The sequence below is a fragment of the Vibrio sp. HB236076 genome (assembly GCF_040957575.1).
GTDB lineage: Bacteria > Pseudomonadota > Gammaproteobacteria > Enterobacterales > Vibrionaceae > Vibrio.
On sequence record NZ_CP162601.1, the window covers coordinates 2,627,734 to 2,649,491 of the forward strand.

16 protein-coding genes, 10 tRNA genes and 1 rRNA gene are annotated in these 21,758 nt (G+C 44.2%); 23 read left to right on the forward strand and 4 right to left on the reverse strand.

What is annotated here, in order from left to right:
- Positions 1-12 precede the first annotated feature (12 nt).
- From AB0763_RS11560 to AB0763_RS11585, 6 genes are all read left to right on the forward strand, one after another.
- Positions 13-714, forward strand: a complete 702-nt coding sequence (locus tag AB0763_RS11560; protein ID WP_306100536.1) for a YggS family pyridoxal phosphate-dependent enzyme — start codon at positions 13-15, stop codon at positions 712-714.
- Positions 715-758: 44 nt separating this feature from the next.
- A complete protein-coding gene (gene proC / locus AB0763_RS11565) occupies positions 759-1,577 on the forward strand; it encodes a pyrroline-5-carboxylate reductase (protein ID WP_306100535.1) in 819 nt (272 codons plus the stop codon).
- Positions 1,578-1,616: 39 nt separating this feature from the next.
- The gene (locus AB0763_RS11570) at positions 1,617-2,168 is read left to right on the forward strand and encodes a YggT family protein (protein ID WP_306100534.1); all 552 of its coding nucleotides are present in this window, start codon (positions 1,617-1,619) and stop codon (positions 2,166-2,168) included.
- A gap of 197 nt (positions 2,169-2,365) precedes the next feature.
- Positions 2,366-2,968 (forward strand): XTP/dITP diphosphatase, encoded by a 603-nt coding sequence (locus tag AB0763_RS11575; RefSeq protein WP_306100533.1) that lies wholly within the window; start codon positions 2,366-2,368, stop codon positions 2,966-2,968.
- A gap of 1 nt (position 2,969) precedes the next feature.
- The gene (gene hemW / locus AB0763_RS11580; protein ID WP_306100599.1) at positions 2,970-4,130 is read left to right on the forward strand and encodes a radical SAM family heme chaperone HemW; all 1,161 of its coding nucleotides are present in this window, start codon (positions 2,970-2,972) and stop codon (positions 4,128-4,130) included.
- 259 nt (positions 4,131-4,389) lie between these two features.
- Positions 4,390-6,708 carry an EAL domain-containing protein gene (locus AB0763_RS11585; protein ID WP_306100532.1) on the forward strand — a complete coding sequence of 773 codons (2,319 nt, stop codon included), beginning with the start codon at positions 4,390-4,392 and terminating at the stop codon, positions 6,706-6,708.
- 43 nt (positions 6,709-6,751) lie between these two features.
- Here AB0763_RS11585 and glsB read toward each other — a convergent pair whose 3' ends face one another.
- Positions 6,752-7,672 carry a glutaminase B gene (gene glsB / locus AB0763_RS11590; RefSeq protein ID WP_306100531.1) on the reverse strand — a complete coding sequence of 307 codons (921 nt, stop codon included), beginning with the start codon at positions 7,670-7,672 and terminating at the stop codon, positions 6,752-6,754.
- A gap of 93 nt (positions 7,673-7,765) precedes the next feature.
- A complete protein-coding gene (gene trmB / locus AB0763_RS11595) occupies positions 7,766-8,485 on the reverse strand; it encodes a tRNA (guanosine(46)-N7)-methyltransferase TrmB (protein ID WP_306100530.1) in 720 nt (239 codons plus the stop codon).
- Positions 8,486-8,667: 182 nt separating this feature from the next.
- Between trmB and mutY the strand changes: the two genes are divergently transcribed.
- From mutY to AB0763_RS11680, 17 genes are all read left to right on the forward strand, one after another.
- Complete coding sequence (mutY, locus tag AB0763_RS11600) at positions 8,668-9,735, forward strand: A/G-specific adenine glycosylase (protein WP_306100529.1); 1,068 nt, start codon at positions 8,668-8,670, stop codon at positions 9,733-9,735.
- 9 nt (positions 9,736-9,744) lie between these two features.
- Positions 9,745-10,017, forward strand: a complete 273-nt coding sequence (locus AB0763_RS11605) for an oxidative damage protection protein (protein ID WP_306100598.1) — start codon at positions 9,745-9,747, stop codon at positions 10,015-10,017.
- A gap of 51 nt (positions 10,018-10,068) precedes the next feature.
- Positions 10,069-11,190 (forward strand): membrane-bound lytic murein transglycosylase MltC, encoded by a 1,122-nt coding sequence (mltC, locus tag AB0763_RS11610; protein WP_306100528.1) that lies wholly within the window; start codon positions 10,069-10,071, stop codon positions 11,188-11,190.
- Between the two features lie 127 nt (positions 11,191-11,317).
- Positions 11,318-11,393, forward strand: a tRNA-Phe gene (locus tag AB0763_RS11615).
- Positions 11,394-11,469: 76 nt separating this feature from the next.
- Positions 11,470-11,545, forward strand: a tRNA-Thr gene (locus AB0763_RS11620).
- Positions 11,546-11,552: 7 nt separating this feature from the next.
- Positions 11,553-11,628 (forward strand) — tRNA-Phe (locus AB0763_RS11625).
- A gap of 175 nt (positions 11,629-11,803) precedes the next feature.
- A tRNA-Asn gene (locus tag AB0763_RS11630) sits at positions 11,804-11,879 on the forward strand.
- 455 nt (positions 11,880-12,334) lie between these two features.
- The gene (locus tag AB0763_RS11635) at positions 12,335-12,952 is read left to right on the forward strand and encodes an NAD(P)H-dependent oxidoreductase (protein WP_306100527.1); all 618 of its coding nucleotides are present in this window, start codon (positions 12,335-12,337) and stop codon (positions 12,950-12,952) included.
- Positions 12,949-14,874, forward strand: coding sequence for a monovalent cation:proton antiporter-2 (CPA2) family protein (locus tag AB0763_RS11640; protein ID WP_306100526.1), 1,926 nt, complete (start codon positions 12,949-12,951; stop codon positions 14,872-14,874). Before AB0763_RS11635 ends, AB0763_RS11640 begins: the two co-directional genes overlap by 4 nt.
- Positions 14,875-15,193: 319 nt before the next feature.
- Positions 15,194-15,269, forward strand: a tRNA-Phe gene (locus AB0763_RS11645).
- 188 nt (positions 15,270-15,457) lie between these two features.
- A tRNA-Thr gene (locus AB0763_RS11650) sits at positions 15,458-15,533 on the forward strand.
- Between the two features lie 26 nt (positions 15,534-15,559).
- Positions 15,560-15,635, forward strand: a tRNA-Asn gene (locus tag AB0763_RS11655).
- A 37-nt stretch (positions 15,636-15,672) separates the two neighbouring features.
- Positions 15,673-15,748 (forward strand) — tRNA-Thr (locus AB0763_RS11660).
- A gap of 25 nt (positions 15,749-15,773) precedes the next feature.
- A tRNA-Asn gene (locus AB0763_RS11665) sits at positions 15,774-15,849 on the forward strand.
- A 510-nt stretch (positions 15,850-16,359) separates the two neighbouring features.
- Entirely contained in the window at positions 16,360-16,869 is a 510-nt protein-coding gene (locus tag AB0763_RS11670) for a phosphatase PAP2 family protein (protein ID WP_306100525.1), read from the forward strand.
- Positions 16,870-16,889: 20 nt separating this feature from the next.
- Positions 16,890-18,050, forward strand: coding sequence for a DUF1835 domain-containing protein (locus tag AB0763_RS11675; protein ID WP_306100524.1), 1,161 nt, complete (start codon positions 16,890-16,892; stop codon positions 18,048-18,050).
- Between the two features lie 159 nt (positions 18,051-18,209).
- Entirely contained in the window at positions 18,210-20,309 is a 2,100-nt protein-coding gene (locus AB0763_RS11680) for a TonB-dependent siderophore receptor (protein ID WP_306100523.1), read from the forward strand.
- Positions 20,310-21,466: 1,157 nt separating this feature from the next.
- Here AB0763_RS11680 and AB0763_RS11685 read toward each other — a convergent pair.
- Positions 21,467-21,543 (reverse strand) — tRNA-Asp (locus AB0763_RS11685).
- Positions 21,544-21,625: 82 nt separating this feature from the next.
- Positions 21,626-21,741 (reverse strand): 5S ribosomal RNA (rrf, locus tag AB0763_RS11690).
- Positions 21,742-21,758: the final 17 nt, after the last annotated feature.

The following is a 21,758-nucleotide window of genomic DNA, read 5'->3' on the forward strand; positions in this document are numbered from 1 at the left end:
AGTAGAGCTATTATGACGACGATTCAAGACAACCTTAAACACCTTCGCGACTTGATCACTGAATCTGAACAAAAGTTTGGGCGCCAACCACAATCCGTGCAACTGCTGGCAGTCAGTAAAACCAAACCCATTAGTGCAATTGAGCAAGCGATCACAGCAAATCAAACTTGTTTTGGTGAGAATTACGTACAAGAAGGGATCGAGAAGGTCGACTATTTTCGTAACCACCACCCAAACTTACCGTTAACTTGGCATTTTATTGGCCCAATACAGTCCAATAAAACCCGTCCAGTAGCGGAGCGTTTTGATTGGGTTCACACCATCGACAGAGAAAAAATTGCCAAACGATTAAGTGAGCAACGACCCGAGTCCATGTCGCCACTCAATGTATTAATTCAGGTGAATACCAGTTTAGAAGCGGCCAAATCCGGTGTAACCAGTCAAGAGGTACTGCCCTTAGCCCATTTTATTGCCTCGCAACCGAATCTGAAATTACGCGGCTTGATGTCGATACCGGCCAACGTCGAAAATTACCAGCAACAAAAGGCAGCATTTAGTCATTTGTCGGAGCAATTTAGAGCGCTACAAGCCCACTACCCTGAGGTCGATACCCTCTCGATGGGCATGAGTGGGGATTTACAAGCCGCAATCGAGTGCGGCAGTACAATTGTCAGAATTGGCACGGCCCTGTTTGGTGCGCGAGATTATCGCTAACCTTAGAGATACGCCATTTTATTAAAATAAGGAACATGACTATTATGCAGCAAAAAACGATCGCGTTTATTGGCTCAGGGAATATGGCTCAAGCTATTATTTCAGGCCTACTCAATAGCGGCTACCCTGAGCACAGTATTATTGCCACCGGGAGAAGCGAAGAGAAACTGGCAAAGCTTGAAGAAAAGTACAAAATTTCCGTGACCACAGACAACCTCAAAGCAGCCGAACAAGCCAATGTCATCGTTTTAGCTGTGAAGCCACAAATGATGAAAGGCGTCTGTGAACAATTGGCTTCGGTCGATCTTTCGTCAAAGCTCATTATCACTATTGCTGCTGGTATTCTATCGACTAAATACCCACTTTGGACACAACAAACGTTGCAACTCGTGCGCGTGATGCCGAACACGCCATCCTTGATCGGCAAAGGATTGAGCGGGCTTTATGCCAATGACGACATTGCGCCAGAGTGGTCAGCGTTTGCCGAAAGCCTAATGGCTTCTGTCGGGGATATTTGTTGGGTGAAACACGAGTCGGGGATCAACAACATCATTGCGGCGGCAGGCAGCGCGCCGGCTTACTTTTTCTACTTCATGGAAAGTATTGAGAAACAAGCCATTGAACAAGGTTTTACCCCTGAAATGGCACGAAAAATCGTCACTCAAGTGGCACTAGGGTCGGCACACATGGTGTCGAGTAACCCGAGTACCCCCATTAGTACCTTGAGAGAGCAAGTGACTTCTAAAGGCGGGACGACGGCGGAAGCCTTAGCCGTTTTTGAACAACAACAACTTTGTGATATTGTCGCCACTGCAATGAAAGCCGCGGTCACTCGCGCAGAAGAAATGCAAGAATTGTTTTAATAAGCAAGCCCAGTACGGGCATCAACAAAAGGGTCACCTATGAATGCGATGAGTTTTTTAATACAAACTCTGTTTGATCTTTACATTATGGTCGTCATATTGCGAGTTTGGCTGCAGGCAGCGCGAGCGGATTTTTACAATCCGTTTTCTCAATTTGTCGTGAAAGCGACTCAACCTATTGTCGGGCCATTGAGAAGATTCATTCCTTCACTTGGCAATATCGACATGGCAACCATCCTATTTGCTTATGTGCTTTCAGTCCTAAAGTTTACGGCATTGATGATGGTCGCAGGTGGCAGTTTTAGTCTCACGCCTTCTCTGTTGTTTGTGGGGGTATTATCACTGGCCAAAGCCGCGGGCAGTTTGTTGTTCTGGGTCTTGTTAATTCGCGCTATCCTCAGCTGGGTCAGCCAAGGTCGCAGCCCGATGGAATACGTGATGCACCAGTTAACCGAGCCTTTGTTAGCCCCTATTCGACGCGTTCTTCCTGAACTAGGTGGTTTGGATTTAAGTGTATTGGTATTGTTTATCGTGCTGCAATTTCTCAACATTTTAATCAGTGGTTGGTTCCCTGTGTGGCGTATGTTGTAAGTACAACCCCATTTTGTGAATAGCATAAAGCCATCGTTTGATGGCTTTTTGTTTTTAATGCCAACGGTAAAAATATCGATGCGCCCCTAGCCCTTGTTAAAACTTGCCTTAGGCTTACTCCAGACTTTTATAACTGGTAAACTGTTCGCAGGCCGAACAAAGGGTCGAAACACTGTGGTTAATCAAGTAGGTTTATTATGAGTAAAATTGTCCTGGCTACTGGTAATGCCGGCAAAGTTCGTGAAATGTCATCTCTTTTAAGTGATTTTGGTTTTGAAGTCATTGCGCAAAGTGACTTTAATTTGGCAGATGCCGAAGAAACCGGAAGTACATTTGTCGAAAATGCGATTATCAAAGCGCGCCATGCAGCCAAAGAAACAGGCCTTGCCGCTATCGCCGATGACTCCGGTTTAGAAGTCGATGCGTTAGCCGGAGCTCCCGGCGTTTACTCCGCTCGTTATGCTGGCGAAAACGCAAGTGACGAGGACAACATTAATCAATTACTCGCACAGATGAAAGACGTTCCCTCGGGTCAACGCACAGCGCGCTTTCACTGTGTCTTAGTCCTAATGCGTCATGAAAATGACCCAACTCCAATTATTTGCCATGGCAAATGGCAAGGTGAGATATTACATGAACGCCAAGGCGACAACGGATTTGGCTATGACCCCGTCTTTTGGCTGCCGGAGTTACAATGCGCTTCAGCCCAACTGTCCCCAGAAGAAAAAAAGCGCCACTCCCACCGCGGTCAGGCATTGCAACAACTTTTTAATATATTGAAACAAGAGCGTCTTGGATAATATGCTAACTCCACCGCCACTGAGCCTCTACGTCCACATACCTTGGTGCGTACAAAAGTGCCCTTATTGTGATTTTAATTCGCACGAGCTCAAACATTCGATTCCGGAATCGCAATATATTGAAGCGCTGCTTGAAGACTTATCACAAGATATCGAAAGATACCGTATTGAGCGACCAATACACAGCATCTTCATCGGAGGTGGTACACCGAGTTTAATTTCTTCACAGGGTATCGCCTCACTGCTCACTGGTATTGAGCAACTCTTACCCTTTACCCCGGGGATAGAAATTACCATGGAAGCCAATCCAGGTACGGTAGAAGCAAAGCGATTTGTCGGTTACCGCCAAGCAGGAGTGACTCGCATTTCTATTGGCGTACAAAGCTTTCACGAACATCAACTCACTCGGTTAGGGAGAATTCACGGCCAACAAGAAGCCATTCAAGCTGCGCAATTAGCCCATAAAATTGGCTTAAATAGTTTTAATCTCGATTTAATGCACGGCCTGCCCGATCAGACCCTCTCAGAAGCCATGGCGGATATCGATCAAGCGATCGCACTCAATCCACCTCACTTGTCTTGGTATCAGTTAACCATCGAACCGAACACCATGTTCTACTACAAGACGCCGGTTTTACCCGATGATGATCAGTTGTGGGATATTTTTGAGCAAGGCCATCAAAAACTGCTCGCGGCTGGTTACCATCAATATGAGATTTCTGGCTACAGTAAAGAAAACTATCAGTGCCAACACAACCTAAATTATTGGCGTTTTGGCGATTATTTGGGCATTGGTTGTGGTGCCCATGGAAAAATCAGTTTTTCCGATGGTGACATCGTTCGCACCACGAAAATAAAACACCCTAAAGGCTATCTTGCCGCTCACAATAACATGGTAAAGCCTTATCGAGATCAAGAACACAGTGTCCCTCTAGAAGACCGAGCGTTTGAGTATTTCATGAATCGTTTTCGATTACTCGAACCTTGTCCCAAAGAAGAGTTTAGTCAAAGAACAGGGCTGCCCATAGCATCAATCACACCGATAATGGACACATTAATCCAACAACAATTCCTTGTGCAAAGCGAGCAGACTTGGCAAATCACCCAAAAGGGTAAATTGTTTTTTAATGATGTGGTCGGGGCTTTTTTAAAAGATTCCTAACCTAATGATGCCGCTTGGCCATATCAATAAAATATAATTGATATGGCCTTGATTTATTCGCCACTAAAAAAAGACCAAGATCACAAATTAAATCTTCTCATTTCTAATTTCTTGATAGAACAAAGAGCAAAGTCACAATTGTAAGCGGACCATTTTCACTATTGTAAAACAGCATCCATAATTGTCTGGTATGATATGTGTTTCTTACGCTAATACTCTTTACTCAAGCCTCAGGCTTGACCCTTTGCAAGGATGATAGATGTACGATGTTTTTGGCTTCTCTTGGCATAAGATTAAATGGCTCGCCGCCTTCCAAGTAACTTTCACTGTCGTAGCCATATTTTGGCTCCACCTTACTTTTGCTATCGAATTTTCAAGTTTAGCCAGTGTCATGACTATTGGCGGGCTTTTTGCTGTTTCAACATTCTCTCTACTCATTGCCATCCAAAGGTATGTTCACCAAAACACGTCAATTGCTCAAACCTTACTTGACTCTGTCGGGGATGTGGTGGTGTTTAAAGATTATGACGGCAAGTTTCTCTACGGCAACAAGACCGTTGCTGACCTTTATCAAACCACCCCTGAAGCGATGGTCGGCAAAGATGACTTTGATTTTACCCACAACAAAGAACAAGCCGATTTTCTAAGAAATAATGTACAAGGCATTATGACGCGCTTTGAAAAGGAAAATGTCTATGAGTCATCAACCGATGTTAACACGGGTGAACATCGCTGCTTTCACTCCATTAAGATTCCTTTTCGCGATATCAACAAACAACTCAAAATTTTAGTCATTGCTAAAGACATCACAGAAATAAGCCAACTGAAAGAGCAAGCAGAGCGCAATAAAAAACGCCTTGAGCATGTACTCGATGTCTCTCAAGAGGGCCTTTGGGAATGGAATACGCAAACCAACGAAGTCCTACATAACGCGCAGTGGGAATCCATTACGGGTATCAAGCGCAGTGACAACTCATTTCAAGAGTTTGAACAATGTATTCTTGCCGAAGATAGAGCCAGTGTTTTTCAAGCACTCGATGAACTTGTTAAGCACAACCGACCTTATAATATTGAATTTAGAATGCAAAAGCCCGATGGAAATATCATTTGGGTATGGGATCGCGGTCAAGTGGCTGAGTTTGACCAAGACAATAAACCCTTGTGGTTAGCCGGCATTGTTCAAGACATTACCAATGAAAAACAAAATCAACAAAAAATACAATACTACGCTTACCACGATCAATTAACTGGCCTAATCAACCGAGTCAAGCTTGATATCGAACTTAATCAAGTCATCAAAGACAGCGTGGCACAAAACACGTATAGCGCATTGATGTTTATTGATCTCGACAGATTTAAACTCCTCAATGACAGTTATGGTCATCATATGGGGGATATGTTACTGCAAAATATCGCCCAAAGAATCACTCAAGTGTTAGCACAAAGGACAGAGAATCAAACGATTGTTGCTCGCTTTGGCGGAGATGAGTTTGTTGCAGTACTGCCTTTAATATCGAATTCTCAACAGCAAGCAACAGCGCAAACCCAAGCATTTGCCGATGAGATTATTGCCCAAATTTCAAAAACGTTCCGCTTAACAAGTAAAGTTCAGCAACTGTGTATTGAATACGCCATCACCGCGAGTATTGGTGGAGTGGTATTTAAGTCTGACCAACACACCGCTGGAGAAATTCTCCAATTGGCTGACACGGCTCTGTATCACGTAAAATCTTTAGGCGGGCACAATGTTAAAATTTGTGATATTACCCTGCAAAATGAGTTCAACCAAACCAGTGAATTACAAAAGTCGATGCACAAAGCCATCACCCGAAGTGAATTCACCATTTATTTACAACCCAAATTTGATGGTCAAGAGCGCATTATTGGCGCAGAAGCCTTAGTCCGATGGGTGCATCCAGAGTTAGGGGTGCTCTCTCCTTTTTCTTTCATTAATATCGCTGAAGAAAGCAATCTTATTTTGTTAATTGGTGACCAAGTCATTAACCAAGCTTGTCAGCAACTAAAACAGTGGCAGCAAAACCCAACAACGGAGCATTTAGAGCTCGCCGTGAATCTCAGCGCAAAGCAAATCTGGCAAAAGCATTTTGTTGAAGATTTTATCGAACTTGTGGAAGAGCACCAAATTGATCACAGTAAACTGATTGTTGAAGTGACCGAGTCCGTACTCATTCAAGACATTGATGACGCGACTGAAAAACTGACTCGCTTAAAACAATACGGAATCTCGGTTTCATTAGATGATTTTGGTACTGGCTATTCCTCTCTCAATTACTTGCGTTCTTTGCCAATCGATGAAATTAAAATCGACCGCTCTTTTATTAATGATGTCACCGAGAGTGCCCATGCTCACCTAATGGTGAAATCAATCGTTGATCTTGCGCGCAATTTTAAACTTAGAGTGGTCTCTGAGGGTGTCGAAGAAAAAGAGCAGCTCAATTTACTCAACCAATTAGGCATCGACCGCTACCAAGGTTTTTATTTTAGCAAACCAATTGATAAGCTAGAGATGGATCAACTGATACAAAACCATTTTTCAACGGTAAAAACAAATAAATGATAAGGCGTTATCCAATGAATAACGCCTCACTCTAGTGCGTTTTTTAGAAGATAGAACGGCCAATTTTTTGCGATAACAATTCTAAAGCTCGAGTCCCTGCCAGTGAGTTACCAGACGGATCGAGCTCGGGAGACCAAACCGCAATCGTCATTTCTCCGGGGACAATCGCAATGACACCGCCGCCAACCCCAGACTTTCCTGGCATACCAACCCGGTAGGCGAATTCACCCGCACCGTCATAAAGCCCACAGGTGGCCAGCAGCGCATTGAGCTGTTTGCTTTCCGTGGCCGAAACCACCTGCTCACCAGTCACCACCGAACGGCCCTTGTTGGCCAAATAACTGAATGTTTTCGCTAATTCAACACAGTTCATTTTTAGTGCACAGGCGTGAAAGTAGTTATTCAGTACCGTTAACACATCATTGTCAAAATTACCAAATGAGCGCATAAGATAAGCAATGGCCGCATTGCGATCGCTGTGCTGCATTTCCGAGGCGGCCACCACTTTGTCGTAGCAAATTTGCTCTTGAGCAGCCAATTGACGAACAAAATCTAGCAGCCTTTGCCTCGGTGCAGACAAACGGCTCGCGAGGAGATCAGCGACAACAATTGCCCCGGCATTAATAAAGGGATTACGCGGAATGCCTTTTTCTACTTCTAATTGAATCAAAGAGTTAAACGCTTGACCAGACGGTTCTTTACCAACGCGATGCCAAATTTCATCACTGCGATAGATTTGCATCGCTAACGTTAGACTAAGGGCTTTAGAAATCGACTGAATAGAAAAGCTTTCGTGGGCATCACCAGCACAAAAGACTTCACCTTGATTGGTAAAAATTGCAATACCTAATTTGTCATTCGCCACTCGGGCCAATGCGGGAATATAATCAGCGACCTTGCCACGACCTATCAAAGGCCTGACTTCATCAAGAATATTGGTTAATAAGGCATTACTTGGCGTCATTTGTGCATTCCTAAAATATGTGTCCAGACTCTCTGAGCGAAAAAAGCCAACATGAGATGTTGGCTTATTGTTCAGATTCAAATCGCGATTAAATCACTCGACTCGGCGGTATTTAATATCCCAAACACCGTGACCTAATCGCTGACCTCTGGCCTCAAACTTGGTCAAAGGTCGGTCTTCAGGCCTCGGGACATAATCCCCATCCGTCGCTGTATTGTGATAACCAGGGGCTTGGTTCATCACTTCAATCATATGTTCTGCGTAGTTTTCCCAGTCCGTTGCCATATGGAACACCCCTTCCCCGGGAATCAGCTTTTGGCGAACCATTTCAGCAAACTCAAGTTGGACGATACGGCGCTTGTGGTGACGTTTTTTATGCCAAGGATCTGGAAAGAACAGTTGTAGTGTGTGCAAACTATTATCAGGGATCATATGTGCAAACACTTCCACGGCATCATGACACATGACTCTGAGGTTTTTAACCCCTGCATCACGCGCTGAAGATAAACACGCTCCCACACCAGGGCTGTGGACTTCGATTCCGATGAAGTTTTTCTCTGGTGCATTTTTCGCCATCTCTACCAATGACGCGCCCATGCCAAAACCAATCTCTAATACGACAGGGTTATCGTTGCCAAACACCTGTTGCCAATCGAGCAGCTGAGCTTGATAATCAATCCCCATGGTTGGCCAACATTCATTCATCGCAGCCTCTTGGCCTTTGGTCAAACGACCCTCGCGACGAACAAAACTGCGAACTTTGCGGATCAACTTACCATCATCGGTGTATTCGTTAGTGGTCACTTCACTCATGATTTTGCCTGCACATTGATTAATCAGAGCGGGGAATTATCCAAAGAATTGCCATCGGTGCAAGTGTTATCTCATCAATCAAAGTAAAAATTAGTCTTAACTTTAACCCTGTGCTCACATCGAGGTTTCCTGATACAGTATCCCCTATCAATATCGATCATTATAATTTAAAAGAGCATGTCGTGACGCCTTTTGCCAAAGCAATTTTAACCTGGTATGACGCTTATGGTCGCAAGCACCTACCATGGCAACAAAACAAAAACGCCTATCGAGTTTGGCTGTCAGAAATAATGTTACAGCAAACTCAAGTAACGACCGTGATTCCATACTTTGAACGTTTTCTCGAACGCTTTCCCACCGTCCAGGATCTCGCTGATGCAGAGCAAGATGAAGTGTTGCACTTTTGGACGGGATTAGGGTATTACGCCCGAGCGAGAAACCTCCACAAAGCGGCTAAAATCGTCGTCAGCACCTACGGAGGAGAATTCCCTCTAGAGATAGAGCAAATGAATGCTTTACCGGGTATTGGCCGCTCAACTGCAGCTGCGATCTTATCGTCCGTTTACAAGCAGCCACACGCCATATTAGATGGCAATGTAAAACGCACCCTCGCTCGTTGTTTTGCCATTGAGGGCTGGCCGGGCCAAAAGTCGGTTGAAAATGCCCTTTGGCAAGTTGCGGAAACTCATACACCTGAAGTTGAGGTCGACAAATACAATCAAGCGATGATGGATATGGGCGCAATGGTGTGTACTCGCAGTCGACCTAAGTGCAATTTGTGCCCGGTTAGCCATCACTGTGAGGCTTTAGCACAAGGCAACCCTCTTGATTACCCAGGTAAAAAACCCAAAAAAGAAAAGCCCATCAAAGCAACTTGGTTTGTCATCTTGCATTATCAAGGTCAAGTATGGCTCGAGCAACGGCCGCAATTGGGTATTTGGGGAGGGCTTTATTGCTTCCCGCAACACCACGAATCTGCAATAGATCACATCGTAGATCAATTTGGCATTCGCGATCAAAACGTGCAAAGCAAACAAACTCTAATCAGCTTTCGCCATACTTTTAGCCATTATCATCTCGACATCACGCCAATTTTGTTGGATTTATCCACTCAACCAACAATGGTAATGGAAGCCAACCAAGGACTTTGGTATAACTTGTCCCAACCAAACTCGATTGGTTTGGCCGCACCGGTCAAATCGTTACTCGATAATTTACACTATCATTTGAATGACACGTCATTCGACTAAGGAGACATGATGAGCCGTATGGTATTTTGCGCTCGATTACAAAAAGAAGCTGAAGGGCTCGACTTTCAACTGTACCCTGGCGAATTGGGCAAACGTATTTTTGATAATATCTCCAAGCAAGCTTGGGCTGAGTGGCAGCATAAACAAACCATGCTGATCAACGAAAAGAAGCTCAATATGATGGATCCTGAACATCGCAAGTTGATCGAAGAAAACATGGTCAACTTCCTTTTTGAAGGGCAGGATGTACAGATTGATGGCTATACGCCTCCAAGTGAGTAGCATCCCCATTAATGACATCCGTAAGGGTGTCATTTTTTATTGCTAACTGATATGAAAACACCCTTTTTATTGCTTGTTTTTTGCACATTTCTCAGTGGCTGTAGTCGTGAAATGGTTGAGAGTGTATACGCCATAAACTACGAGCCAACCAACCGCTTTGCCAAAAACCTCGCCGAACTGCCAGGCCAGTATCAAAAAGATACCAAGGCCTTAGATGATCTGATGCAGCAATTTTCAAGTAACATCAAACAAAAATGGGGGCAAAACTCACTAAAGCTGGCAGGTAAGCGCAATTACGTCAAATATATAGATGATTATAATAGTCGCGCTGATGTCAATTTTTCTCTAGGTAAAATCACCATTGAAACCATCGCCTCAACACGACCAAAAGATCATCTTAAACAAGCGATAATCACCACTTTACTCACCCCCTATGACCCAGCCCAAGTCGACTTATTTTCCTCTAAAGATATCACCTTAAAAGGCCGACCTTTTCTCTACAAGCAAGTACTCGATCAAGATGGGCAAGCCATCCAGTGGCGTTGGCGAGCGAGTCGATTTGCAGACTATTTGATAGACAACCACTTAAAAACCAAGCTTGTTGATTTTAAAAAGGCCTATTATGTCGATCTGTCCATGGTGAAAAATCAGACAGAGATCCGCCGATATCAATACGCCAACCTTGTTCGCAGAGCGGCGAGTAAGTATGGCATAGCCGAAGATCTTATCTTTGCTATCATCAAAACAGAAAGTAGTTTTAACCCTTACGCTGTCAGTTGGGCCAATGCTTATGGCCTCATGCAAGTGGTACCTAAAACCGCGGGGCGAGATGTCTTTCAGTTAGTGAAGCAACGCAGTGGGCAACCCAGTCCGCAGTACTTATTTAACCCGGAGAATAATATAGACACAGGAACAGCGTATTTTTATCTGCTGAAAAATCGTTATCTCAAATCAGTTAAAAACCCTTTATCGCTTCAATACAGTATGATTTCCGCTTATAACGGCGGAACCGGCGGCGTGCTTAACACATTCAATCGCAATCGTACTCAAGCATTTCACCAACTCAATCAGTTAACGCCTAGCCAGGTATTTTGGGCATTAACGCATAAACACCCTAATAGAGAATCTCGTCGTTATTTAGAAAAAGTGACGCAATTCAAAAAAGAATTTTAACTCACACTCAAAACAGAATAAAAACCGCACAAAGAGCGCAAAAAACAGCCAAACAAGTCATTTTTATTAAAAAAAACAAAAAAACAGTTGACGGTAGAGCCTAAAATCCGTTTAATAGCGCTCCGTTGCCCGGATAGCTCAGTCGGTAGAGCAGAGGATTGAAAATCCTCGTGTCGGTGGTTCGATTCCGCCTCCGGGCACCATATTTAAGATTGGTGTTTTAGCTAATGAAAAACATCCGTCAGTGCCTCAAGCAGGCACCAAAAAGCATATAAGTGTGCCGACTTAGCTCAGTAGGTAGAGCAACTGACTTGTAATCAGTAGGTCACCAGTTCGATTCCGGTAGTCGGCACCATTTATTTGCCTCGATAGCTCAGTCGGTAGAGCAGAGGATTGAAAATCCTCGTGTCGGTGGTTCGATTCCGCCTCGAGGCACCATTATTAAAATTGGTGTTTAAGATAGAAGAGTCTATTGCTTTCGTTGAAAAACATCGGTCAGTGCCCTAGGCGGGCCCGTTATTCCGCCTCGAGGCACCATTATTAAGATTGGTGTTATCAACATTAATCAGAGTCCAGACTGGTGTTAATAGCCTAGCTTGTGACTTAAAATTATTCCCCCTTAGTTCAGTTGGTAGAACGGCGGACTGTTAATCCGTATGTCGCAGGTTCGAGTCCCGCAGGGGGAGCCACATTAAAAAAACCACTTCACCTCGAAGTGGTTTTTTTATATCTGAAAATAACGTCACCCAATTGCAGCTTGTACACTTACTGCAACGGACTGTGTGCCAAAGTCATGTCGCAGGGCTGCGCGCCCCGGCTAGGCGCCCCCGTTGAGTCCCTCAGGGGGAGCTACATTAAAAAACATTTCACCTCGAAGTGTTTTTTATCTCTAAAGATAACGTCACTCAATTGCAGCTTATACGCTTACTGCAACGGACTTTGTGCCAAAGTCATGCTGCCTAACAGATCAATACCCAGCCAGTCCCACGACACAGCACGATTAACGCAACACAGAGAGTCAATTTAGGCCATTTATTTGCAAAGGCTATAAACAGATTCAACTGGCGAGAAGCGTTCAAATCGGTTACATTTTTACCAATCAAAAAAGAATGATCACCCTGTGATAATCCCTTCTCGAGGTCCTATGAAGAACAAAAAAGTCTTGCTTCTTTTTGCTCACCCTTCTCAGCACCGTTCTGAAATCAACACGCCACTATTTGAAGCTGCCCAAGAGATTGAGGGCGTAACCTGTGTCGATTTATACGCAGAATACCCAAAGTTCAATATCAACATCGACAAAGAACAACAGCGACTAAAAGAACATGATGTCATTGTTTTCCAGTTTCCACTCTATTGGTATTCCACACCGGCTATTTTAAAAGAATGGCAAGATTTAGTTCTAGAATATGGTTTTGCTTATGGTACTGAAGGCAATGCTCTAGCGGGTAAAATACTCACTTGTGTGGTATCGGCAGGAGGAAAAGAAGAAGCCTATCAGGCACATGGCTATAACCACTTCACCATCCGTCAACTCCTCGCGCCAATCGAACAAATGGCCTCGTTAACCGGCATCACTTACATCGCCCCACTCACCCTCTTTGGTGCTCGTACCGCTGTTGAAGAACAACGACTCAACCAGCATAAACAAAACTATCAATTGCTGCTTAGGTCGCTCGTTGATAACACCCTGGATATTAACCAAGTACGCCCTATCGCCGATCTCGCCCCCACTCTCTCAGCACTTGCCAAGGAAACGTTATGACGAGTCTATTTTTACAGGCTTTTATTTATCTTATCGCGGCGGTTATCGCCGTCCCTTTAGCAAAACAGCTAGGACTGGGGTCAGTGCTAGGCTATTTGATTGCCGGTGTTGTCATTGGCCCTATTATTGGCTTGGTGGGTGAAGAAACAGCAACGATCCAGCATTTTGCCGAGTTTGGCGTCGTCATGATGCTCTTTTTGGTTGGTTTAGAGTTAGACCCCAAAGTACTTTGGGCCATGCGCAATCGCCTTATTGGCCTTGGTGGGTTACAAGTTTCTGTCACTACCCTGGTGATTATGATACTCGCCATGTATGGCGGACAAACCTGGAGTATCGCACTGGCAATTGGGTTGATTTTTGCCCTTTCTTCAACAGCAATCGTTTTACAAACGTTTAATGAAAAAGGCTTAACCCGTACTGAAGGCGGGAAAAATGCTTTTTCTGTATTGTTATTTCAAGATATTGCCGTGATCCCCATGTTGGCCTTTATTCCCCTTCTCACTCTCCCCGAGCTGGTAGAACAAGCTCAGACGGCAGTCGACTCGGCCGCTTCTCATCATGAGGAGCTCAGCTTGGTCGCCGGGCTTCCTGGTTGGGCCTACGGCATTGTCATCACCGCGGCCATCGCCCTCGTCGTCGTAGGTGGTCACTACCTTTCTCGGCCCTTACTCAAATACGTTGCCAGTTCAGGGCTTAGAGAAATTTTTACCGCGACGGCATTAATGCTCGTCATCGGCATTGCCGCACTCATGAGTTTAGTCGGTCTTTCACCAGCATTAGGTACCTTCCTTGCCGGTGTGGTATTAGCCAATAGCGAATTTCGCCACGAGCTAGAGTCTAATATCGAACCGTTTAAGGGGTTATTGCTAGGGTTGTTTTTTATCACTGTCGGCGCAGGTATTAATTTTTCTCTTTTATTCAATGACTTTTTTGTCATTATTGGCCTCACTGTCGGCGTTATGTTACTCAAAGCCCTTGTTCTACTGCTGTTAAGTTTTCTCTTTGCCATCAAAGGAAGTAATCGTTGGTTATTCACATTAAGTCTTGCTCAGGCCGGTGAGTTCGGTTTTGTATTACTGAGCTTTTCCACTCAGCATCATGTGCTGCCTCTCGCTCTGTCACAAAAATTGGCATTAGTGGTCACTTTATCGATGTTTTTAACACCGGCGATGTTTATCTTTTTTGACAAAGTGATCTTGCCGCGAGTTGAAGGGAAAAATAATCAAAGAGAAAGTGACCATATCGAAGAAGCAGGAACCGTTATCATTGCTGGTATTGGGCGATTTGGTCAGATAATCAATCGATTACTGGTATCTAATGGCATCAATACGGTCGTATTAGACCACCAAGCAAACCAAGTTGATAACATGAGAAAAATTGGCACTCGAGCTTATTTTGGTGATGCGACGAGGCCAGATATGTTACACACCGCGGGCATAGAACAGGCCGCAGCCTTCGTCGTTGCCATCGATAACCAAGAATCGAGTGTAGAATTAGTTAAATACGTTAAGCATACCTACCCTGATGTTTTTATTATTGCCAGAGCGTTTGATCGAGGTCATGGCTACCGTTTAAGACAAGCAGGCGCAGACATCATCGAATCTGAAACCTATCACTCTGCGCTAGAAATGGGCGGCCATACAATGGCAGCGCTTGGTATTCACCCGTTTTACATCGAGCAACAAAAATCCACTTACCAAAGAGTTGAAACTAAAAAGTCAGACTTACTCTATCAAGCTTGGCAACAAGACAGCGGTGAGGAGCGTTACGACAATAACTTTTTACAACTCTTTATTCAGCTAGAAGAGAAAATGGCGCAAGAAATGAAAAAAGATCGTCACGATAAACTCGCTCGGTCAGAGCGGGGCTGGACACCGCCACCAAAAGGCTATGCTGACGATCTACAACAAGAATGTGATTAAAATACAATGCTCCAACAGCCGATTTAGAGCAAACGGCGGCGGTTGGAGCAAGTGAAAAGCCAATGACATGCACAACACCTAGTCATCCCCCCGTTGATAATTGTAAATAGAGCGGTGTTTTTACTACTTAACAGTAACAATCAAGCGCAGTTTTTCTTGTTAAACTATCAACACCATACAAAATAGCCTTTAATATCCGGTCACTTTGTAAGTAAAACGAATAAAAACACCACACTACGCACAGAAAATCAGCAAACGATTTTTTTTTTGTATTTTAGTGTTGACCTAGAGACCGAAAAACCGTTTAATACACCCCGTTGCCTCGATAGCTCAGTCGGTAGAGCAGAGGATTGAAAATCCTCGTGTCGGTGGTTCGATTCCGCCTCGAGGCACCATATTTAGGATTGGTGTTTAAGATAGAGCAACGTATTTAGTTTGTTGAAAAACATCGGTCAGTGCCCTAGGCGGGCCCGTTATTCCGCCTCGAGGCACCATATTTTAGATTGGTGTTTTAAAAAAGAGCAACACTTTAAGTTTTGTAAAAAACATCAACAAGCGTTAAAACGCAAAAAAAAAGGTTTGTGCCGACTTAGCTCAGTAGGTAGAGCAACTGACTTGTAATCAGTAGGTCACCAGTTCGATTCCGGTAGTCGGCACCATTTCTCTTTTTGAGAAAACAATTTGTTCCCCCTTAGTTCAGTTGGTAGAACGGCGGACTGTTAATCCGTATGTCGCAGGTTCGAGTCCCGCAGGGGGAGCCACTTTTTAGAATGTAAGTATTCGCTTATGTTCGTCGGCGCCGACTTAGCTCAGTAGGTAGAGCAACTGACTTGTAATCAGTAGGTCACCAGTTCGATTCCGGTAGTCGGCACCATTTCTCTTTTGAGAAAACAGTTTATTCCCCCTTAGTTCAGTTGGTAGAACGGCGGACTGTTAATCCGTATGTCGCAGGTTCGAGTCCCGCAGGGGGAGCCACATTAAAAAAACCACTTCATCTCGAAGTGGTTTTTTTATATCTGAAGATAACGTCACGCAATTGCAGCTTATACACTTACTGCAACAGACTTTGTGCCAAAGTCATGTCGCAGGGCTGGGCGCCCCCAGCTAGGCGCCCCCGTTGAGTCCCGCAGGGGGAGCCACATTAAAAAAACCACTTCACCTCGAAGTGGTTTTTTTATATCTAAAGATCACGTCACTCAATTGCAACTTATACGCTTACTGCAACGGACTTTGTGCCAAAGTCATGCCGCAGGGCTGGGCGCCCCCAACTTGGTCCCCAGTCAGCCCTGTCCTCTCAAGTCAAACATTCAATATAAAAATTAAATCCATCATGCTAAATCCATTCAACAAGCCATTGAATTAAAATCATTTTTCAACAATAGCTCACAAAAATTCAGCGCAAAACTTGGCAAAGCTAATCAAAGGGTTTCGAATGGTTGTCAAAAGGAAGGACAAGGACGTAAAAACTTGAAAAAGCTCATATTAATGACAAGTCTCATCGGACTCACCACCTCTTGTTTCGCCAAAACCGATTGGGGAACATTCAGTGACATTGGCGCAGATGGCTTACTGGTGACCTCATTGGCTCTGCCCACGTACTATCAAGACTGGCAAGGGTTACAACAGGCGGGTTTAACCTTACTCACGAGTGGTGCCGTGGTCTGGGTTGGAAAATACTCCATAGCCGCAGAAAGGCCAGATAAAAGTGATTTCGACAGTTTTCCTTCTAGTCATACTGCCAATGCCTTTGCTGCCGCCGCCACACTCTCACAACGTTATGGATGGCAAATTGGGCTACCTAGCTATACACTGGCAAGTCTTGTTGGTTATGCAAGAGTGAAACAAAATAAACATCATTGGCACGATGTACTGGCAGGAGCAGCCATTGGTGTATTAAGCGGAGTCTACTTTACGTCACCGGCAGGGGTAAACATCGCCGTTTCACCTTGGAGTGATGGTGATAGCCAGGGATTAAACCTTAGCTATCAATGGTGAATTAAGATTGAGGTGATATCATGAATCCCTTTGATTTAACACTCGATACTTTAAAAAAACATTTTGAGGTCAGTTTTGGACAATCCGAGCCAATGCAAGGAAAGGAGACGACTTTTAAGCTGGAATCAATGGGCTTTTCTTCTTGGCAACAAGCCGTAGAGCACTGCCACAAATTAAGCCAATATAAACAGCCACCTGATGTGCCGTTAGATGACCCATACACCCTTCACATTCGCTGTGGTACTGATATTAAACCCTACTTTACCCCACCAGACTTTGTCGGTGATTATCTTGCTTTGATTGATCCGCTTTGCATGGGGCCTTTAAGTGATAACGAGGGTCAACACCATCTACAACGAGCTCACTTTATTGGCAAACACCTGCTGCCAAAAGTGGATAACGGCACTCAAGCACAACAAGAAAAAGAAATTCAACGTCAACAACGACAGGCTCTAGAGACACTCTGCTCACCGAGATACCGCAGACGGGTATTTTGGCTTGAACACGACAATTACGACCAACTCATGTGGCTTGAAGCCTTAACTCACTTTGCCAAACAACAGGCCATTGAAATTGAATATATTGAAGTCAATCACTTTCCAGGATTACAACGATTTATCGGTTTAGGTCAGTTACCAAGGTACGCTTTTCGTTATTTGTGGCGTGAACATAAACAACCACTACAAGAACAACATATAACACTGGCTCAGCAGATTTGGCCCGCCTTTTGTGCAAATACACCCAAACCTCTCATTGCACTCTATCAACAAGATTTAGCCAGTGCCTTTCCTAACCTACAAGCCGTAATCAAAAGGCATCTACAAGAATTGCCACATTGCGATTCACGATTAACCAAAACACAAACCATAGTCATCGATATCCTAAGACAAGCCACCCGTCCCCTAACCTGGTCACAACTATTTGACCAATGGCAACAAAAAGATCCTCTGCCCTACCTCGGTGATACGATGCTACATGCCTGCATCAAGCCTTTATGGCCGCATTTAGTCATCGAACATCATTCAAAAGAGACTTATTACCAGCTAAAATCACCAAAGGACAATTCGTTCGATATCGAACCCTATTCGGTCGGTGGTATCGACTTATCTGCCACGAGCCATTGGGCATGGGATCATAATGATCTTCACAGTATGGTTCAGACCTCTCTACCTAATAAATAATTATCTCAACAACAATAAATTGACTTTAATAATAATTCCAAAGGCTTACTAGATCATTTTAAATTGAACTATTAGTTAAACTTGAAAACCTTATTGTAACTCATTCTCATTGAGCATATCATAGCGATAATTTATCTATTCTGATTACTATTTATCGCTATGTTATTGAAAAAATCCGTCATCGCCATGCAGGCTTGTGGTCTACTGGCTTTATCGCCTCAAGTCTTCGCTGCAGATTCTACGTCAAACAACGAACAAGAAACCGATGTTGTTGAAGTTCATGGACGCGCGCTCACACTTTACAAATCCAATGAAGCATCATTGGGCACACGCACCGTCACCACCATAGATCAAACTCCACAATCCATTCAGATCCTGACGCACGATTTAATTGAAGATCAAGCAGCGAATGAAGTCACCGATCTTTTCCGCTCTATGTCTGGCGTTTCGTATTTTAACTACGGCATCGTCAAAATCCGTGGCTTTGAGCAAGAAAGTGAAGTGCTTTACGATGGCTTAAAAGGCGATCCTTTCAGAACCTTTACTATTCCTCAGCTATTTAATATTGATCAAGTGCAGGTACTGAAAGGGCCTTCAGGTTCATTGTACGGTGCGGGCGAAGCCGGTGGGGTCATCAACTACGTCACCAAAAAACCGACTTACACACCAGAAACGACCTTAGAAATTACCGGGGGGAACAAAGACTTCTTAAGTGGCAGCTTTGAATCTTCGGGGCCTGCTAATGAGGACGGCTCTCAACGTTACCGTATTGGCCTTTACTCAAGTGGCGAAGACTCTTATCGCAATAACGTTGAAGAAGAAAACCAAATCTTGGATGTGGGTTACGCTTGGGATATCAATGACTACACAACATTAACCCTTCAATACTCCTACTTCTATCAATTAGGTGAGCGCTTGCGTGGTGTACCCATTGACTCTAGTGGTAACTTCTTAGCAGATAGCTCTTGGAGCAGTAATGAACCCGATGATTACCAAAAATTCCAAGCAAACATCGTTCAAGCGCATGTGGATCATGAGGTTAATGATTGGTTAGATAGCCACTTTGCTTTTCGCGCTTATGAAACAAAAGAAACCATCAAATTCCACCAAGCAAGAGCCCTGGTCGATACCGATGATGATGGAGAAGTAGACTCAGTTTCTCGCCGTTATCAAGATCAAGTTCGCTACTATAAAGGCATTGATCTTGGCTCTTATCTCGTAGGTGATTTCGGCGCTCACACCGTGGTAGTTGGCAGTGACTATCACTTTGCTAGCGAAGATGAAGTCTTCTATTACTCTGGTACAACGAGCGCGGATAGCGGTGCTGAAAGTCCGTCTTACTTATCTTTGTCAGATCCCGCTTATGATGATGACATCAGTAGCTATGTGTTAACTCTTAACCGCGATCGCTCTACTGACGTCAACCAAGCTGGTATCTACGCTCAAGATCAATGGCAGGCAACGGATAAGTTAAACCTCGTCTTTGGTGCTCGTGCTGATTTCATGGAACAAAAAGTGGTTGATCACGATGATGGCAGTGACAATGCGTATTATCACGATTGGGGCTACTCTGCTCGCGTTGGCGCCACCTATGAAGTCAATCCGCAGTTTAAACCTTACACCTCGTACTCCTTGGGTATGACCCCTCAAGATGCGTCTGACCAAGTCGATGCTGCCGATGGGTTACTCGACCCGGAAGAAAATACACAGATTGAAATTGGCGCACGCAGTTACTTATTTGATAACCGTATTAATATCAATACCGCGTTGTACCATATCGTTAAAGAAAACATCGCGTATACCGATGATGACGACTTGATCTACGCGATCGGTGATATCCGTAGTCAAGGCTTTGAAATGGACGTTCTCGCTCAAATCACACCATTGTGGGTAGCCAATGTCAGCTATACCTACAATGACCTATCGACGACGGATAATGAAAACGAGGCGCGAGCACTGTCTAATTCACCACATAATCAGCTCGGCGTATGGACGCGACATGAGATTCCCGCTTTAGACTCATCTATTGCATTTGGTGCTAGCTACGCCAGTAAACAAAAAGACCGTGATGACAATACCATCAAATCTTACACGGTTTACGATATGTCTTGGCAAACACAATGGCAAGATTGGAAATTCCAAGCCAATGTCAAAAACCTCTTTGATAAAGAATACGCCATTGCTGGATTTACGACAGAATCAGGAGCCATCGTCGGTGAACGCCGTCGTATTTACTTAAAAGCCGCTTATAGCTTCTAAGTATCGTTTCTTTTTCACTATCAAAGGCAAAGTTTCGACTTTGCCTTTTTTATTGCCTAACTTTACCCAATGATAAGCCTATAAAATAGCGCTCTCAAAGGTTTCGTCACCCAAAAAGAACATCATGATCTTTTTGCTTTTAGATCATGGCAAGACAAAAGCCCGTGAAAAGTAGCAAGATCGCTTCGCTTCAAGCCACAAGATCACTTCGTTCCAAGTAAAAAGAAAACCCTAAAACTAAAACAGTAAAAGACAGTATGAGACAGTATAAAACAGTGACATACACTATAGGACAATCTCAGTACATGACCTGTCTTACACTGTGTTGAGCGCAGCGATCTGTCTTTCACTGCCCTACACTGTGGTTCAAGAAATTGATGGGTTCCTGAGAAAAACGAGTGGGAAGAAATCATCCTGGGGTCGGATTCGCGGGATCGCAGTACTCACCCTCTGCGCCTAACTGTTGTGGATCCGACCCCTTGACTCGAAACGCACTTTGGCAAAGAACAAAGACTGACCTTAACCATTGCAGTACATGATGACAACCAACACTAAAAGTCATTCTTTGCCTATTGGGTTCATCACTTCTAGGGGTCGGATCCGCATAATACAGAGGACGCTGTCAGTCAGTCTATTTCGCAAATCCGACCCCATTTGAGTTAGGTAAAACCAAAATATAAGACAGTATAAAACAGTGAAACACAGTAAAAGACAGTGGCAAGATCGCTTCGCTTCAAGTCACAAGATCACTTCGTTCCAAGTAAAAAGAAAACCCTAAGACTAAAACAGTATGAGACAGTATAAAACAGTGAAACACAGTGTAGGACAGTCTCAACACATGACCTGTCTTTCACTGTGTTAAGCGAAGCGGACTGTTTTACACTGTACAACACTGATCTTACCTTGCCACTTGAGCGCAGCGTCCTTGAAGTGAAACGATCTTGCAGCGCAGCGATCTTATTTTAGAAATAAAAAAAGCCTGACTCTTGCGAATCAGGCTTTCTTAAAGAAGTGGCGGAGCGGACGGGACTCGAACCCGCGACCCCCGGCGTGACAGGCCGGCTTGTTCTAAATAATAGCAACCAACTGAACTACCGCTTGAACTACTGTTAACGAAAAAAAAGCCTGACTCTTGCGAATCAGGCTTTCTTAAAAAGTGGCGGAGCGGACGGGACTCGAACCCGCGACCCCCGGCGTGACAGGCCGGTATTCTAACCAACTGAACTACCGCTCCACTACAAATTGTTCACAGTCTAAAGTCTTACTTTACATGCTTTAGCTTGTGTCTTCTTGATACATCAAGAAGGAATATCAAAGCCTGGCGATGTCCTACTCTCACATGGGGAAGCCCCGCACTACCATCGGCGCAATTTTGTTTCACTTCTGAGTTCGGCATGGAATCAGGTGGGTCCAAAATGCTATGGTCGCCAAGCAAAATATGGCGTTATC